Genomic DNA, 17,252 nt, shown 5'->3' on the forward strand with positions numbered 1-17,252 from the left:
TTAACTTCATTATTATAGCTTGTTTTTCTTATTCTAACAAGCCTTTTATGTCATTTAACACCTTTTTCACCAATTCCAGCACGTTCTCATCCTTCTCCCGTCCGCTGCGTCCTTTCTTCTGGTACAGGAAGTACGGAGGATCATCTGCTTTGAACACCAGGCTCCCATGATAGGCCTGTAAAAGGCCCGGGATTTTCTGCGGCTGTACCTTCGCTTTTTCATACATGGTAAACTGATAAGCATCCCCTTTCTGCTCGACCGCGGTCACATAGGCGGAATGGGCAAGCGCTTTCAGACCTGCAATATTCAAAAGCTGCTGCACCTTCCTTGGAATATCCCCAAAACGGTCAATCAGTTCTTCTATCATATCATCCATCTCTTCCTCATTCTCAATGCTGGCAATCCGTTTATATATATCCAGTTTCTGATATTCGTTCGGGATATAGGATTCCGGAATATAAGCGTCAATATTGAGGTCCATCGTTGTGGTGTAAACATCCTCCTCCATCTCGCCTTTGAGCTGCTTCACCGCTTCATTGAGCATCTTACAGTACAGATCGTATCCAACTGCCTCCATATGGCCGTGCTGCTCTTCCCCGAGAAGGTTGCCCGCTCCGCGGATCTCCAGATCCCGCATCGCGATCTTAAACCCGGAACCCAGATCCGTAAATTCCCGGATGGCCGCAAGGCGTTTTTCTGCCACTTCTTTGAGCATCTTATCCCTTCTGTACAATAAAAATGCATAGGCCATCCGGCTGGACCGGCCCACGCGCCCCCGGAGCTGATACAGCTGTGACAGCCCCAGGCGGTCCGCATCGTGGATAATCATGGTGTTCACGTTGGAGATGTCCAGTCCGGTCTCGATGATCGTTGTGGATACCAGAACATCAATATCCCCGTTGATAAAATCATACATAATGTTTTCCAACTGGCGTTCATTCATCTGTCCATGCGCGAAGGAAACGGCTGCGTCCGGCACCAGCTTCTGAATTCTCCCCGCCACATCCGCGATATCACTAACCCGGTTGTAAACATAGTATACCTGCCCGTCCCTGGACAGTTCCCTCTCTATAGCCTCCCGGACCATCTCGTCATTGTATTCCATGACATAGGTCTGGATCGGCATTCTGTCCATAGGGGCCTCCTCCAGGACGCTCATATCCCGGATTCCGATCAGGCTCATATGGAGCGTCCTCGGGATCGGCGTTGCGGTCAGCGTCAGAACATCCACATTCTCCCGGAGCTTTTTGATCTTCTCTTTATGGGTAACACCAAAACGCTGTTCCTCATCGATCACGAGCAGCCCCAGGTCTTTAAACTGTACGTCCTTAGAAAGCACTCTGTGGGTGCCGATCACGATATCCACCAGCCCTTTTTTTAAATCCTCCACTGTCTTCTTTTGCTGAGCCGTTGTGCGGAACCGGCACAGAAGGTCTACCCTGACCGGAAAATCCCGCATCCGCTGCACAAAGGTATTGTAGTGCTGCTGGGCCAGAATCGTAGTCGGTACCAGATAGACCACCTGTTTTCCTTCCTGTACCGCCTTGAAAGCCGCCCGGATCGCGATCTCCGTCTTTCCGTAGCCCACATCCCCGCAGATCAGCCGGTCCATGATCTTTTTGCTTTCCATGTCCCGCTTTGTGTCCGCAATCGCCTGCAGCTGGTCATCAGTCTCTTCGAAAGGAAACATCTCCTCGAATTCCTTCTGCCACACGGTATCCGGTTCATATACAAATCCCTGGGACTCCTGTCTTGCCGCATAAAGCTCCACCAGATCCTTTGCCACTGCCCTGACGGCCCTGCGCACCTGGCTCTTTGTTTTTGTCCACTGGCTGGTGCCCAGCTTGTTCAGCTTCGGTTTTTTCGCATCCGCACCGGCATACTTCTGGATCAGATCCAGCTGGGTAGCCAGAATATACAGCGCCCCACCGCCTGCATAAGAAATCTTCATATAATCCTTTGTTACTTTGTCGACTTCGATCTTCTCAATCCCCTGGTAGATCCCCAGACCGTGATTTTCATGGACGACATAGTCGCCTACCTTGAGTTCGGAAAAATTCTGGATTTTCTGGCCTTCATAGGTCCTGCGCCGTTTTTTGCGCTTCTGCTTTCCGAAAATATCCGTCTCGGATATCACCATAAACTTCAGCATCGGGTACTCGTACCCCTCCGCAACATGTCCGTAGGCAGCCATGATCTCCCCCGGCTGCACTTCCCGGTGCATATCCTCGCTGTAAAAACTACTCAGATCATAATCCCGCAGATCCTCGGCGAGCCGTCTTGCACGGGTCCGGGAACCGGAAAGCAGTATCACCCGGTAACCGCTCCTTTTCAGGCGCTTCAGGTCTCTTGTTAGCATCTCGAAGCTGTTGTTGTACGGATTGACCCCTTTCGTCTGCAGACTGTAGGTATCCCGCACATGAAACCCGCCGCATTTAGATTCCAGCGTTGTCAGGCCGATGCCGTAATACTGATTCATCTTTTCTACAATCACCTTCGTAGAAAAAATTTCCGGTTCCTCTTCCTCCTGCATTCCGGCTTCTTCCCTGTTTTTCCGGCTGTTCAGATACTCCTCTGCGGTCTCATCCGCATGTTCTGCCAGACGCAGAGGCTCATCCAAAAACAACAGACTCTTTTCCTTTGGGAAATAATCCAGGAAAGAGACGCTTTTCCCGCGCTCTCCAAGGAATTCCGCTGCTGGATAAATGTCCACATCATCCAGGTTCTCGATCGACCGCTGGCTTTCCACATCAAAAGTCCGGATGGAATCCACCTCGTCCCCCCACAGTTCAATGCGGACCGGTAGCTCCTCCGTCAGAGGGAACACATCCAGTATACCTCCCCTGACCGCATACTGCCCGGGGCCTTCGATCTCAACCTCCCGTTCGTAACCGATTGCGGAAAGCTTTTCCTGCAGCTTTATTAAATCCAGTGTCCCCGTCCCTTCCACATGAATCCTGCGTTTTGCAATTTCCCGCAGAGGAGGCATACCATCCAAAAAAGCGTCCATCGTTGTGATAACCGTGATTCCGCCCTTCCCCCGGCTCTCCATTTCCTCCGCCTCAAGTATGGCACGCACCACCTCCATCCGCTGCTTAATCAGGTACTTTCCCTTGATGTCCGCATGGTAAAACAGAAGGTCCTTCGCCGGATACAGATACACATTATCATCCAGGAACCGGTATTCCTCATAAGCCTTCTTTGCCTTTTCATCACTGGAAAAAGCGATGATTTTATAATAACAACCATCGCTCAGTGCATACATTAAATGTGTTTTCTGGGAATTGACGCAGCCTGTAATCTGCAGAACCCCGCTGTTTTTCTTTCGTCTGCCGAATATCTCCTTGTACTCCGCCAGCTCGGCAAGCGGCGCTAAAAAAGCCTGCATATTCTCTACTCTTCCTTCTTTTTCCGGTTATACTCATTCATTGCAGCCTGAATCTCACCGGATATTATCATCTCTATGGCATGAACCGCATTCCCATAACCTTCCTCCATCAACTCGTGCTCCGCCTTGGTAAAATGTCCAAGTACATAGTCCGCCAGATCATATTTGGGCGGTTTCTCACCAACTCCTATTTTAATCCTGGGAAATACCTCACTTCCAAGATGAGCGATGATATTTTTGATTCCATTGTGGCCGCCGGCACTGCCTTTTGCACGGATGCGGAGCTTCCCGACCCCCAGGCTGACATCATCGTATATTACGATCAGTTCCTGTTCTTCATCAATCTTATAATATTCCACAAGGCTGATAATGCTCTCTCCACTCAGGTTCATATATGTCTGCGGTTTTGCCAGAATTACCTTCTGCCCGCCTATCACACCCTTGCCAATGAAGGCTCTATGTTTTTTCGTGTCCACTGCTATATTATATTTCGAAGCAATGGTATCTATCACTTCGAATCCCACATTATGTCTCGTACCTTCATATTGTCTGTCCGGATTTCCCAGACCTGCTATGATATACATCCTTTTCACCTCTTCATTCTTATCCATTTTACAGGATGCCATTCTATTTGTCACGCAAAAGACGCGAATATTTTTTCCCTTCACGTCATACACTTATAAAAAGCGCAATGGACAGTTTTCCTTACCTGCCCATTACAGGGAAGTAAAATTGACTAACACGGGAGGTCTCTTCAATGGGTTCCAAAACAAAAATTATTGTTCTGCATATGAAAGAAATCATCTATACGGCAGTCTTCGCGGCACTTGGCATTCTTCTGATCATACTGCTGATTGTCATGTTCCGTCCCGGCGGAAAAGATAAGAGTGCAGATGCGAAAAAGCAGTATACTCCGGGAGTCTATACCTCGACGCTGACGTTAAACAATACAAATCTAGAAGTGGAAGTATCCGTAGATGAATCCCATATCAATTCTATCCGATTTTCCAATCTGGATGAGGCAATGACCACCATGTTTCCTCTGATTCAGCCGGCAATCGAAGATATAGCAGATCAGGTCTATGAGAAGCAGTCCCTGGAGGATATCTCACTGTCAGACGACACCCCCTATACATCCCAGGTTATTCTGGATGCCATAAAAGAGGCCACAGAAAAAGCCGCAGTGAAATGATGCTGCGGCTTTTGTGTTTCATTGCTTTAAGTATTCGGATTAACCTTCCACAATCAAATATTGTCCGTTCGGAAGTGCAAAGACCTCGGACGCCTCTTCCAGTTCTTCGTCCGACATTCCATCCACGTCAATCCCGCTTTCCTCAAAATATTCCCTCACCTCATCAAGGGAATCCACGACTGCGGCCATGCAGTCCTCCAGGAAAGCCTCCGCTGCCTCGATGGTCTCTGCCACCGGCTCATCAAATAGCTGAGACTGCTTCTTTAGAAATGTAAGCAGACACTCATCATCATATTCATACATGATTCTTTTCCCTCCCTTTTAAGTAATCAAATTCAGAATCTCCTCCGGAGAATCTACAACATGCACGGCTCCCGCCTCTGCAAGCGCAGCTCTTCCCCGAAAGCCCCAGGACACTCCTATGGTCTTCATCCCGGCTGCCCTGCCGGTTGCAATGTCCACTTCCGAATCGCCTACATACAGTGACTCTTCCGGCTCAGCCCCAAACCTCCCGGCAATCTGCAGGGCGGCATAAGGATCCGGCTTTCTGGGTATGCCTTCTTTCTGGCCCTGAATCCATTGAAACGTATCCTTACCGAATATCTCTTCCACCACATGCACGGTCTGCCTGTCAGGTTTGTTGGACAGCACTGCCAGACAGATACCGCGCGCCTTCATGCCCTCCAGGAGCTTTAAGATACCGTCATATGGTATTACATGATATGTGCAGTTAGCGTCAAATATACGGCCGTATATCTCCATTGCCTCGTCCAGCCTTTCCGGACCAGCCTTGGCGCTTTCCCACAACGCCTTCTCCATCAATACCCTTGCTCCATTTCCCACAAACATGCGGCACTGTTCACTGGTGATCGGGGAAAGCCCCATCTCCTTCAATGTCTCATTCACAGAAAAAGTCAGAGAATCCAACGTATCCGTTAAAGTTCCGTCTAAATCAAAAATGCATAGTTTATACATGGTTCCTCTCCATACCCTCCTTTAGTCTACGTTTATAATAGTATGAAGTCATGGAAATTTCAACCATAAAATACAGGGATTCTATATATTTTTGTTTCAGTGCAGGGCCCTGGTATGCATAGCAGTTATTTTAGCCCAGCAGATACTGTTTCATGACCTTGAGCGCATTTTTCTCCAGCCGGCTCACCTGAGCCTGGGATATTTTAATCTCCTCTGCGACTTCCATCTGCGTTTTTCCCTCGAAAAACCTTAAGGTAATGATATAGCGTTCCCTTTCATTCAGGCGTTCCATAGCAGCCTCAAGGGACAGCTCCTCCACCCAGTTTTCTTCTTTATTTTTTTTGTCACTGACCTGATCCATCACGTAAAGCGTGTCGCCGCCATCGCTATATACCGGTTCATGCAGGCTCATCGGCATCTGAATCGCGTCCAGTGCAAAGACGATATCCTCTTTTGAGATTCCGATCTCCTCGGCAATCTCCTGCACGGTAGGTTCTTTCAGATGTTTCTTCATGTAGCCTTCCTTTGCGTAAATTGCTTTATAGGCCGTATCACGCAGGGAGCGGCTGACCCGGATGGAATTATTATCCCGCAGATATCTCCTGATTTCTCCGATAATCATGGGCACCGCATAAGTAGAGAACTTCACCAGTCTGTCCGGGTCAAAATGATCCACCGCCTTCATCAGCCCCACGCAGCCAATCTGAAACAGGTCATCCGCATTTTCGTTGCTGTTGGAAAACCGCTTGATCACACTCAAAACGAGGCGGAGATTGCCCTTAATATATTCCTCACGGGCCTCCTCATCTCCTGCCTTGATTCTCACAAACAAAGCTTCTTTTTCTTCTTCCTTTAAGAGCGGAAGCTTCGCCGTATTAACCCCACACAATTCAACTTTATTCAGTGCCATAATATAAACCCTCCTAGATGAAAATTTGAATCTAGTAAAATCATTCTCAATCTGAAGGCGGGTTATTCGAAGATGCGCAAATTAAAAAAAGTTTTAGACCTTGACAAATGAAAGAGGGAATTGATGAAGGGGGCGCGAAATGAAGGGAGAGACGAAAGCCTCCCAAGTGCACATATGCCGTTTCGATATGCGGACGCGGACCTAAGAAATTCTAGGAAGCCGGCAGCCAAAAAAGCAGGGCACCGGCGGCACATCACGAGAAATCCGATGATTTCTCGCGCTGGGCCGCCTAATTTTGTGATTCGGTGATCACAAAATTTCCCTACTTTTTCGGCTGCCGGCTTCCAAGAATTTCTAAGATCCGCTTTAGCACCTCGAAACGGCATATGTGCACTTGGGAGGCTTTCGTCTCTCCCTTCATTTCGCTGAGTGCATCCAATCGGTAGTTATGATTGTCAACTCGGGAGGCTCGGAACCGGGGCAGCGTATTGATTCGCTTGGTGGAACCAAAAATCTGCATTCATTTATCAATGGAAAGGACGAATTCATACACTGCCCCCGTTTGGAGCCCTCCTGAAGAACTGTTCTTGCCTGCCGATTGGATGCACGCAGCACTGTAAAGGGATAGCCGGGCATATACTCTTCCGGCGCTTCCCGGCTATCCCTTTACGGTGCGCCCCCCATCCGTCAACGAGACTAAAGCTCGTCAACTCCAATACCACTCTGGCCTCCGATCCCTGAAAAGCCCCCATTCCAGCCTTTCTCTTCTGATCTTCTCGAAATCAAACCGGGCGCACAGCACGTTTTCCGTATCTTTGCCCGCCTGGCACAGAACTGCTCCTGTTTCATCGGTTATAAAACTGCTGCCATAGAACACCAGGCTGGAACTCTGGCCCGCATTTTCCGGACATGGCTCTACTTTTTCCAGCCCGAACCTGTTGGCAGCCGCCACCGGCACGATATTGACCGCCGCGTGGCCCTGCATAGCTCTTCTCCAATGTCCCGAGCTGTCACAGTCCAGAATCGGTTCACTGCCTATGGCAGTCGGATACAGGATCACATCCGCTCCTTTCAACGCCAGGCTTCTAGCCGTCTCCGGAAACCACTGATCCCAGCAGATCCCGACTCCAATCCGGCCATATCTTGTATCCCACACGGTAAATCCGGTGTCTCCCGGTGTAAAATAAAATTTTTCCTGATAAAAATGATCATCCGGAATATGTGTCTTCCGGTACACTCCCAGCAGGCTGCCGTCTGCATCCACCACAGCAGCAGAGTTATACAGTGTGTTCTGCGCCCGCTCATAAAAGCTGACCACAATCACAAGCCCCAGCTCACCTGCCAGGTTCTGCATTGCACGCACCGCAGGATTGTCCTCTGTCGGAAGCGCATAGCTATAGTATTCATATCGCCGTTCCTGGCAGAAATACTGCCGCTCGAACAGTTCCGGAAGCAGAATCACCTGACCGCCCTGCTCTGCCGCCTGCCTGACCAGCCGTTCTGCTGTTTTCATATTCTGCTGTACATCTGCAGTACACTGCATCTGAATCACAGCAACCGTAACCTCACTCATTTCCTCCTCCTTCTGGAATCTGCTGGGTAATACAGTGGATATTGCCGCCTCCAAGCAAAATCGCCCTGCTGTCTATCCCTGTCACCCTGCGTCCCGGACACAGGGGCCGCAGTATTTCCAGCGCACGCCTGTCACTTTCTTCATTGTCACCGCCGAACTGAGGCACCAGCACGGCATCGTTGGTAAAATAAAAATTCACATAACTGGCGGCCAGCCGTTCCCCGGCTTCCCGCATATCTTCTCCGGCTTCAAACACAAACTGCTCCACTTCTTCTCGTGTGACCCTCACGGGTACATCAGGTATAGGCAGCCTGTGCACGGTCAGCCGGCGGCCTTTTGCATCCGTCTGTTTTTCCAGATAATCCAGGCAGGCCCTGGAAAGCTCATACTGGGGATCCTCACGGTCATCTGTCCAGGCAAGCACAACCTCTCCTGGAGCAGTAAACGCACAGACGTTATCCACATGTTCATTCGTCTCATCCATATAGATTCCCCTGGGCAGCCACAATATCTTTTCGGCTCCCAGATATTGCTTTAATTTATCCTCAATCTGCAGCTTTGACAGCCGCGGATTCCTGCCGGGGCTGAGCAGGCAGCTCCTTGTTGTCAATATGGTTCCCTCCCCATCAGAATGGATAGAACCGCCCTCCAGCACAAAATCTCCGGCATCATAGCAGAAATAACCCAGTTTGTCCAGAAGCACACCTGCAACCGCATCGTCTTTATCCCAGGAGGCATACAAGCCGTCTGTGCTGCCGCCCCAGGCATTAAAACGCCAGCTGATGCCCCTGACATCCCTTCCATTGGTTACGAAGGTGGGGGCCACGTCCCTGGCCCAGGCATCATCGCTCCCCACTGCCAGAATTTCCGCAAACCTGCCTGCCGCGCGTACCGCCTCTTCCTTATGTTCCCGGTCTGCCAGTAAATATACTTTTTCACTCCGGGATGCCTCTCGTATAATCTCTAAAAATGCCTTCCTTGCCCTCTCAGGATTCTTTCCCCAGCTTCCCGGCCGCACCGGCCAGATTAAAATAACAGCCTCGTGAGGCGCAAATTCTGCAGGCATAAAATAGCCGTCTTCCCGCGGCGTTGTCAACTTATTCATCAGGATAAACGCTCCTTAAAATCTTGATAGCCAAACCGTTTTACAACCTCGCACATCCCGTCTTTTCTGAGAAGCGCAATGTCCGGCAGCGGCATACCGTTAAAAGTATTATTTTTCACCATCGTGTAGATTGCCATATCTTCAAACACCAGGCGTTCCCCGATTCTGGGCATCTCGTCAAAGCTGTAATCTCCAATTACATCCCCTGCCAGACAGGTTCTGCAGCCAAGAGTGCATGTAACCGCCTTTTCCCCCGGTTTACCGCTATCCCTCAGAGGCGGGCGGTAAGGCATCTCCAGCACATCCGGCATATGGCAGGCTGCGGATGCATCGAGTATCAAAACCGGAGGTACATTCTCCACAATATCCATCACTTCCGTGATCAGATATCCTGCACTCAGTGCAACCGCTTCCCCTGGCTCCAGATAAATCTGTACATGGTAGGTATCCCGTATCCGGCAGAGCAGGTCCTTCAATACAGCAATATCATATCCCGGCCTTGTGATGTGGTGTCCGCCTCCGAGATTAAGCCATCGAATCTGGTGAAGGTATTCCCCGAACTTCTCCTCCACCGCCTCGAACGTCTCCACAAGCGGGGCCGCATCCTGCTCACAGAGTGTATGGACATGCAGGCCTTCCACCCCTGCCGGAAGCCGCTCCGGAAACTGATCCCGCCGGATTCCAAGCCTCGATCCCGGCGCACAGGGATCATAAATGGCAGGCCCCTCCTGAGTAGAGTACTCCGGGTTAATCCGAAGCCCTGCACTGATCCCCTTCGTTTCCCACAATGGCCGGTGGCGCTCAAGCTGTGCAATCGAATTGAAGCTGATATGGCTGCAAATCCTGCAGAGCTTCTCCATCTCTTCTGCGGTATACGCAGGAGAAAATACGTGATTCTCTCCGCCCATCTCCTCCGCAGCCAGCCTCGCCTCATACAGTCCGCTTGCGGTAGCGCCCGCAAGATAATGCCGGATCATCGGATACACCCGATACATGGAAAATGCTTTCTGAGCCAGAAGTATTCTGCATCCTGTCTCCTCCTGCACGCTTTCAAGTATCTCCAGATTATGCTCCAGTTTTGCTTCATCCACAAGATAAACCGGTGTCCTAAGGTCTTCTGTTCTTAATAAGTTTTCTTTCACTACTCTTTCCTCGCTTGTTCATGATTATGCGGCCTGCCGTACCTCCTGCCGGATGTGGGTTCCCCTACTCCACGGTTTCAGGATTTTCATCCACCACCCAGGGAAGGCCGTACTGGTTCAGCATATCCATAAACGGATCCGGATCCAGTTCTTCCAGGTTCACAGCACCCCTTTTATTCCAAATACCCGAAGCAACCAATGCAGTCCCGATCATCGCCGGTACCCCTGTGGTATAACTGATAGCCTGGCTTTCCACCTCCCGGTAGCATTCCTCGTGATCGCACACGTTATAGATATAGATGGTTTTCTCCTGTCCATCCTTCACGCCTGTATAAATACATCCAATATTCGTCTTTCCCTTTGTGCGCGGTCCGAGTGTGGCAGGATCCGGAAGCAGCGCTTTCAGAAACTGGATGGGGACAATTTCCTTTCCCTCAAAAACAATCGGGCTGGTGGAGAGCATCCCTACATTTTCCAGGCATTTCATATGGGTGAGATAGCTCTCTCCAAAGGTCATGAAGAAACGGATACGCTTCACTCCCGGAACATGCACGGCCAGAGATTCGATCTCCTCATGGTGCAGAAGATACATCTCTTTTGGCCCCACCTGTGGAAAATCATAGGTGCGCTTTATTTCCATCGGTTCAGTCTCTACCCAGTGGCCGTCCTCCCAGTAGCTCCCGTTTGCAGACACCTCTCTCAGATTGATCTCCGGGTTAAAATTGGTTGCAAACGGATAGCCATGGTCCCCGCCGTTGCAATCCAGTATATCAATCGTATGGATCTCGTCAAAATAATGTTTCATTGCATAGGCGGTAAATACACTTGTCACCCCGGGGTCAAATCCGGATCCAAGCAGCGCGGTGAGATTCTTTTCCCGAAATTTTTCATTGTACTCCCACTGCCAGCTGTAATCAAAATATGCGGTAAATCCTTTCTCCCTGCAGCGTTTTTCATAGACTGCACGCCACGCGGGATCATCCGTATCCTCCGGCTCGTAGTTCGCGGAATCGATGTAATGGACGCCGCACTCCAGACAGGCTTCCATGATAGAGAGATCCTGATATGGCAGCGCCAGATTCAAAACCGCATCCGGCTGATAACTGCGGATCAATGCCGCAGCCTCCGATACATGGTCTGCGTCCACCTGTGCGGTTGTGATTTTTACGGATGTTTTCCCTTCCAGCTTTTCCCTAAGTGCATCGCACTTCGCTTTTGTCCTGCTTGCAATACAAAGTTCCGTAAATACTTTCTCATTCTGACAGCATTTTCTGATGGCAACCGAAGCAACGCCTCCACAACCGATCACTAATATTCTGCTCATATCAAACTTCCTCCTCTTCTAATAAATCCTCCACATATCTGGGGAGCATAAATGCCCCTGTATGCAGGTTTGTCGTGTAATATCTCGTCTGTATTTCCCGTTCTCTCCATCTCTTAGCGTCCAGGTTTCTGAGTGGATGGTACTTTTTCGATGCAAAGCCGAACAGCCAGTAGCCTGCAGGGCAGGTGGGGATATGGGCCTGATAGACCCTGTTTACGGGAAAACTGCGGTATGCTTTTCTGTGCATGATCCGGCAGCTTTCCTCGTCCTCAGCATAGAAAGGACTTCCATGCTGATACACCATGATCCCGTCCTCATGCAGCGCCTGGAAACAGCTTCCGTAAAATTCCTTGGTGAACAGCCCCGCTGCATGCCCCAGGGGATCCGTACAGTCATTAATGATCAGGTCATAGGCGTCCTGTCTGGAGCGCAGGAACTTCAGTCCGTCCTCATAATACATAGACACCCTGTCGTCATCCAGCCCGTTTGCATCCTCCGGAAAATGTTCCCGGCACGCATAGACAAACAGCTGGTCCGCCTCGACTACATCAATATGCTCTATCTCCTCATAATACGACAGCTCTCTCGCCACTCCGCCGTCCCCGCCGCCCAGCACCAGTACATTTTTGACATGAGGATGCACCGCCATAGGCACATGGACAATCATTTCATCGTAAATAAATTCATCCTTCTCCGTAAATATCACATTTCCGTTCGAGGTCAGTACTTTTCCGAATTCAGGCGTCTCGAAAATATCCAGCCGCTGAAATTCGCTCTGCGCGCTAAACAGCTGCCTCTCTGCACGAATCGAGATCTTTACATTATTGGTATGCATCTCACTTACCCAAAAATCCATCAACCATCCTCCTTTAGCACATTCAGCCTTGAAAGATCCAGGCTCTCCGGCCCCTGCATAGAACATCCCTTATCCTGTGCAAACCGGATATAGTGGATCAGTTTTTCCGTAATCTGCTCGCCCGGAGCCAGAATTGGGATTCCCGGAGGATAACACATAACAAATTCCCCGCAGACCCTTCCCGCGGTCTCCTCAATCGGCAGGCTCTCCTTCTCCGCATAAAATGCCTGCTGCGGCGTTGTTACCACAACCGGGGCGATATATTCCGCCAGAAAAACATTCTTCTTTGGCTCCCGGTACAGCCGCTTGATATCCGCCAGAGCCCCCACAAGCCGCTCTATGTCCTGCAGCCGGTCCCCGATAGATATATAGGCCAATATATTACTGATATCCCCGAATTCAATCTGTATGTCATACTCATCACGCAGCAGGTCATAAACCTCAATCCCGGCCAGCCCGATGTCCCGCGTATAGACAGCCAGCTTGGTCACATCGAAATCAAAGATACTGCCGCCGTTCTTTAGTTCGGAACCATAGGCATAATACCCCCCGATCCCATTGATCTCCTCTCTGGCGTATTCCGCCATCTGCGCTACCTTCTGGAAAGTCTCCTCGCCTCTTAACGCCAGGTTCCTCCTCGAGATGTCCAGGCTTGCCATTAACAGATAGGAAGCACTGGTCGTCTGCGTAAGGTTCACGATCTGGGAGACATAGCGCTCGTTCATGCCCGGTCCCAGAAGCAGCAGGGAACTCTGCGTCAGGCTCCCTCCGGATTTATGCATACTGACTGCGGCCATATCTGCCCCCGCCTCCATACCAGAACAGGGCAGACCCTGGCCGAAATAAAGATGCGTCCCGTGAGCCTCGTCTGCCAGCACCAGCATTCCCTTGCTGTGCGCCAGCTCCACAATGCTCCTGATATCAGAACAGATTCCATAATAAGTCGGATTATTAACAAAGACCGCGGAGGCATCGGGATGCTCTTCAATCGCACTGCGTACGTCCTCCAGCTCCATCCCCAGCGGAATCCCCAGCAGCTGGTCTACTTTCGGGTCAATATATACCGGAACGGCTCCGCAAAGCACCAGCGCATTGATCACGCTTTTATGTACATTTCTGGGCAGTATAATCTTATCCCCCGCTTTGCACGCGGAGAGAACCATGCTCTGCACAGAGGAGGTCGTTCCGCCCACCATCAGAAAGGCATGTGCCGCGCCAAACGCATCCGCCGCCAGTTCCTCCGCCTCCTTGATTACAGAAACCGGATGGCAGAGATTATCCAGCGGTTTCATGGAATTCACATCGATTCCGACGCATTTTTCCCCCAGCAGTTCCACCAGCTCCGGATTCCCTCTGCCTCTTTTATGGCCCGGCACGTCAAAAGGTACGACCCGCTGCTTGCGGAAGCGCTCCAGAGCGCTGTAAATCGGTGCCTGTAATTGTCGCTTTTTATCCATTCTTCTTTCTCCTGTGTATCTGTGATTTCGTTAAGTTTTGCAGAAATAAAACACAAAACAGAAAACATTCGCAATAGGAAATTTCAGAATAATTTCCTATATCAAAAAAGGCAGTGTGCAAAAGCAACACTACCTGTCATATACATTATGGGTTATAAAGTCCGCCTTTCCTCCGGAAAGATAGAATATCCGCACAGCGTATACAATCAATTTGTCCTCTTATCAGAGTCTATACAGCAAATATACTTTTACTACTCCTCTATTGAACATTTCACAAGTGGTATGCATTTGCAGGTTATAAAGTAACCAACTTATAAAACTGAGCTTTTAACTCGATCAATAAATGTGGCGCTATCGCCACCCGCGGCAGCGGCCAGCCCTGTCCGATGAGCTTTTCACAGAAAAAACTGTCAGGCCTATATTTGCATGATAGAACGATTGTATCTATGCATGTCACGATAATTTTAGCATATCACACCTAAAAGTCAATAGTTTTTGGCGAATGAGTTTGTGAAAGAATGGATGGGGGGATGCCCTGCAGCGGCCTCCCCATCTCTATTCCCAGCTATCCCACTTGTCTGCGAGGTTGTTGATTTGGTTTTCGAATTTAGCCTTATCTTTGTTGGCAATGCCTTGATTTCTGTATATAACATCCAGAAGTCTTTTGCCTGCCGCAAGCAGTCTTTCGAATGCTGCGTCTGCTTTCTTCTGGGTTGGTTTCTTCGCCTTTACTGGGATTTTGACGCCCTCGTCGAGGATTTCGTTGGTTAACAGGTCGACTTCACAGCTTGGGAATGGCGCCCAGGTTGGGTGCCCCAGCTTCTCCTGTATCGTTTCTGCAAATTCTTCTGTTACTTTGTCTGATCCATGTACAACAAAAACTCTCTCCAGAGGTGTTTTGAATCCTCCCAGCCAGTCCAGAAGGCCGTTCATATCAGCATGGCCGCTGACCCCGTGAAGACTCTCTATCCGGGCACGCACTTCGATTGGCTCACCAAAGATCTTGACATTCTTGTCTCCATCCAGCAGCCTTCTTCCCAAAGTACCGTTTGCCTGATATCCTACAAATAAAATGGTACACTCCGGCCTCCACAAGTTGTGTTTGAGATGATGCCTGATGCGGCCGGCATCACACATACCAGAGGCCGATATGATTACTTTTGGCTTTTCAATAAAATTAATCATTCTGGAATCATCACTGGTTGTCGAGGTTTTTAATCCTGGAAAAACCAGGGGGTTGATTCCTTCATTTACCAGCTTAATTGCTTCCTCATCAAAGCATTCCCGCATGTTTTTGGTAAAGACTTTTGTAGCCTCAATGGCAAGCGGACTGTCCAGATAAACCTCAAAATCGGGATATTCCTTCAGCAGCTTCCGCTCTTTGATCTCTCGGATAAAATACAGCATCTCCTGCGTTCTGCCGACTGCAAAGGATGGAATAACCACGTTGCCGCCCCGCTCAAATGTTTCCCGCAGAACCATTGTGAAATCCTTCAGGTAATCGATCTTCTCTGTAGAATGGACACGGTTCCCGTAGGTGGATTCAATCACGACATAGTCCGCCGATTCGGTATAACTTGGATCTTTGATGATAGGCTGATTTGTATTGCCTACATCTCCGGAAAATACAATCTTCTTTGTAGTATCTCCCTCCGCAATCCATACCTCGATGCTCGCAGATCCCAGCAGATGCCCCACGTCTGTAAAACGTACTTCAATGCCATCACAGATCCGGATACGTTCCTGATATTGACAGGGTACAATCAGCTCTATCGCATCCAGCGCATCTTGAAGTATATAGATGGGTTCATACACCGGCTGCCCTGCACGCCTGCCCTTTCTGTTGCGCCATTCCGCCTCAAATTCCTGAATATGCGCACTGTCACGAAGCATAATGTTACACAGATCTGCTGTTGCATAAGTTGTGATAATCTGGCCTTTAAACCCATTTTTCGTAAGTAAAGGCAGCATGCCCGAATGGTCAATATGCGCATGGGTTAAAAACACATAGTCGATATCTGTCTCCGGAATCGGAAGCCCCGGATTCTCATACAGATCCGGGCCCTGTTCCATGCCGCAGTCAACCAGAATGTTTTTACCTGCCGCCTGCAGCAGATGACAACTTCCCGTCACTTCATGGGCTGCTCCAATAAATGTCAGTTTCATAAGCTTCACCAACCCTTTTCTTTTCATTGTATCATCTTTTGCCCAAAACTAGTAGTCCGTACTTTTGGAAAATAGATGGGGCAGAAAGCGGTACGCAACAGTTCAGATAAGCCAGAACGGTTACAGCGGTGCGCCTTTTGGAGCTGGCTTCTTTATCAGTTATATTTCTATATTAAACTTTTCCTTTATCAATGGTTCTATTTCTTCTAATTGCTCACTGATTTTTTCTGTAACAAGGCCTTTTGTTGTTACCTCTTTATATATATCGTCTCTTATCGACCGATACCCTCCGTCGATTCTAAGGTTAAAGACTCTGTGGGCACAGAATAAAGACTCTTTTTTAGTCGATTTATAGTAGTTTAAGAAGTTGAAGTCTGTGTCAAAGCATGCGATGTCGGAAATAACCACTTCTATTCTTTCGGTCTGCGGTGCTTTTCCCGGTTCGGCTTCTTGTTTGATACGGGTTTTGCGATGGATTGCTAACCAGCCTCTCATGCAGGGAAGGACACGGAATGACTCATCTCCAAAGGTCTGCCATTCTTCGGTTTCGATGTTTAGTGCGCCTGACGGCATTGGCCCGCCAAGGCCGACGTCGCAAAAGTATTCTGCACCGTCTAGCTTTACCAGAGTTCCCCTGTGGTCAATTGGCCATCTCAGGTCATTTTTTCCCAATAAAACTCTTGTAAAACATGGCCTTGCATCATATCCAAGGCTGACCACCAGACGGTAAAATAAGCCGTTTAATTCCAGACAGTAGCCGCCTCTTGTACCCTGAATAATTTTCTGGAACAAATAATCTCCATCCAGGCATACTTCCTTATGGAAGTCGTAGCTGTCTAAGTTTTCAAATGCAATCGTGCACTGATGGCGATAGATCAGCTCGTCTAATACTTCTCTGGTAGGTCCCTTCACCGGAGGCATTCCTATACGATCCAGATATTGCTTGATTTGTTCGGGAGAAAATTTTTTGATTATATCTCTCACTTCTTCCATATTCTGACACCAATCCTTTCTCTTCTATTCCTCTTTTATTATAAATGGTCGTTCCCCATTTATTTTCCTCCTCAGCTTTCCTGCCCTACAGCAACAGATACACCAGGATCAGGATCATCCCAATCCCCGCCAGCTGCAGCCCATATGAAAGGCTGTAACGGATCATATCCC

General features: G+C 49.2%; 14 protein-coding genes. 1 reads left to right on the top strand and 13 read right to left on the bottom strand.

Annotated elements, in window-relative coordinates; genetic code table 11:
* Window positions 1–28: 28 nt before the first annotated feature.
* On the bottom strand, window positions 29–3,388 hold the full coding sequence (mfd, locus tag GKG43_RS12105; protein WP_025657841.1) for a transcription-repair coupling factor: 3,360 nt from the start codon (window positions 3,386–3,388) through the stop codon (window positions 29–31).
* A gap of 5 nt (window positions 3,389–3,393) precedes the next feature.
* The gene (pth, locus tag GKG43_RS12110) at window positions 3,394–3,972 is read right to left on the bottom strand and encodes an aminoacyl-tRNA hydrolase (protein WP_025657842.1); all 579 of its coding nucleotides are present in this window, start codon (window positions 3,970–3,972) and stop codon (window positions 3,394–3,396) included.
* A gap of 173 nt (window positions 3,973–4,145) precedes the next feature.
* On the opposite strand from pth, the gene GKG43_RS12115 reads away from it, so the two are divergent.
* Window positions 4,146–4,580: a hypothetical protein gene (locus GKG43_RS12115; protein ID WP_025657843.1), complete on the top strand. Its 435-nt coding sequence runs from the start codon at window positions 4,146–4,148 to the stop codon at window positions 4,578–4,580.
* A gap of 39 nt (window positions 4,581–4,619) precedes the next feature.
* Here GKG43_RS12115 and GKG43_RS12120 read toward each other — a convergent pair whose 3' ends face one another.
* The 11 genes from GKG43_RS12120 to GKG43_RS12170 form a co-directional block, all read right to left on the bottom strand.
* Entirely contained in the window at window positions 4,620–4,883 is a 264-nt protein-coding gene (locus tag GKG43_RS12120) for a glyoxalase (RefSeq protein ID WP_025657844.1), read from the bottom strand.
* Window positions 4,884–4,901: 18 nt separating this feature from the next.
* Window positions 4,902–5,555, bottom strand: coding sequence for an HAD-IA family hydrolase (locus GKG43_RS12125; RefSeq protein WP_025657845.1), 654 nt, complete (start codon window positions 5,553–5,555; stop codon window positions 4,902–4,904).
* Window positions 5,556–5,685: 130 nt separating this feature from the next.
* Window positions 5,686–6,465: an RNA polymerase sporulation sigma factor SigG gene (gene sigG, locus GKG43_RS12130; protein ID WP_025657846.1), complete on the bottom strand. Its 780-nt coding sequence runs from the start codon at window positions 6,463–6,465 to the stop codon at window positions 5,686–5,688.
* 706 nt (window positions 6,466–7,171) lie between these two features.
* The gene (gene aguB / locus GKG43_RS12135; protein WP_129879150.1) at window positions 7,172–8,038 is read right to left on the bottom strand and encodes an N-carbamoylputrescine amidase; all 867 of its coding nucleotides are present in this window, start codon (window positions 8,036–8,038) and stop codon (window positions 7,172–7,174) included.
* Window positions 8,031–9,143 carry an agmatine deiminase gene (gene aguA / locus GKG43_RS12140; RefSeq protein WP_129879151.1) on the bottom strand — a complete coding sequence of 371 codons (1,113 nt, stop codon included), beginning with the start codon at window positions 9,141–9,143 and terminating at the stop codon, window positions 8,031–8,033. Before aguA ends, aguB begins: the two co-directional genes overlap by 8 nt.
* Window positions 9,143–10,285: a carboxynorspermidine decarboxylase gene (nspC, locus tag GKG43_RS12145; RefSeq protein WP_129879152.1), complete on the bottom strand. Its 1,143-nt coding sequence runs from the start codon at window positions 10,283–10,285 to the stop codon at window positions 9,143–9,145. The genes aguA and nspC overlap by 1 nt, the downstream gene beginning before the upstream one ends.
* A 64-nt stretch (window positions 10,286–10,349) precedes the next feature.
* On the bottom strand, window positions 10,350–11,609 hold the full coding sequence (locus GKG43_RS12150; protein WP_129879153.1) for a saccharopine dehydrogenase family protein: 1,260 nt from the start codon (window positions 11,607–11,609) through the stop codon (window positions 10,350–10,352).
* Between the two features lies 1 nt (window position 11,610).
* The gene (gene speE / locus GKG43_RS12155; RefSeq protein ID WP_025657850.1) at window positions 11,611–12,465 is read right to left on the bottom strand and encodes a polyamine aminopropyltransferase; all 855 of its coding nucleotides are present in this window, start codon (window positions 12,463–12,465) and stop codon (window positions 11,611–11,613) included.
* Window positions 12,465–13,922 (bottom strand): aminotransferase class I/II-fold pyridoxal phosphate-dependent enzyme, encoded by a 1,458-nt coding sequence (locus GKG43_RS12160; protein WP_025657851.1) that lies wholly within the window; start codon window positions 13,920–13,922, stop codon window positions 12,465–12,467. Before GKG43_RS12160 ends, speE begins: the two co-directional genes overlap by 1 nt.
* Window positions 13,923–14,477: 555 nt before the next feature.
* Window positions 14,478–16,088: an MBL fold metallo-hydrolase gene (locus GKG43_RS12165; protein WP_025657856.1), complete on the bottom strand. Its 1,611-nt coding sequence runs from the start codon at window positions 16,086–16,088 to the stop codon at window positions 14,478–14,480.
* 159 nt (window positions 16,089–16,247) lie between these two features.
* On the bottom strand, window positions 16,248–17,081 hold the full coding sequence (locus GKG43_RS12170; RefSeq protein WP_154253329.1) for an arylamine N-acetyltransferase: 834 nt from the start codon (window positions 17,079–17,081) through the stop codon (window positions 16,248–16,250).
* Window positions 17,082–17,252: the final 171 nt, after the last annotated feature.

Origin of the sequence: Eubacterium sp. BIOML-A2 (genome assembly GCF_009680135.1) — a bacterium.
In the GTDB taxonomy this organism is placed as follows: domain Bacteria; phylum Bacillota; class Clostridia; order Lachnospirales; family Lachnospiraceae; genus Faecalicatena; species Faecalicatena contortus_B.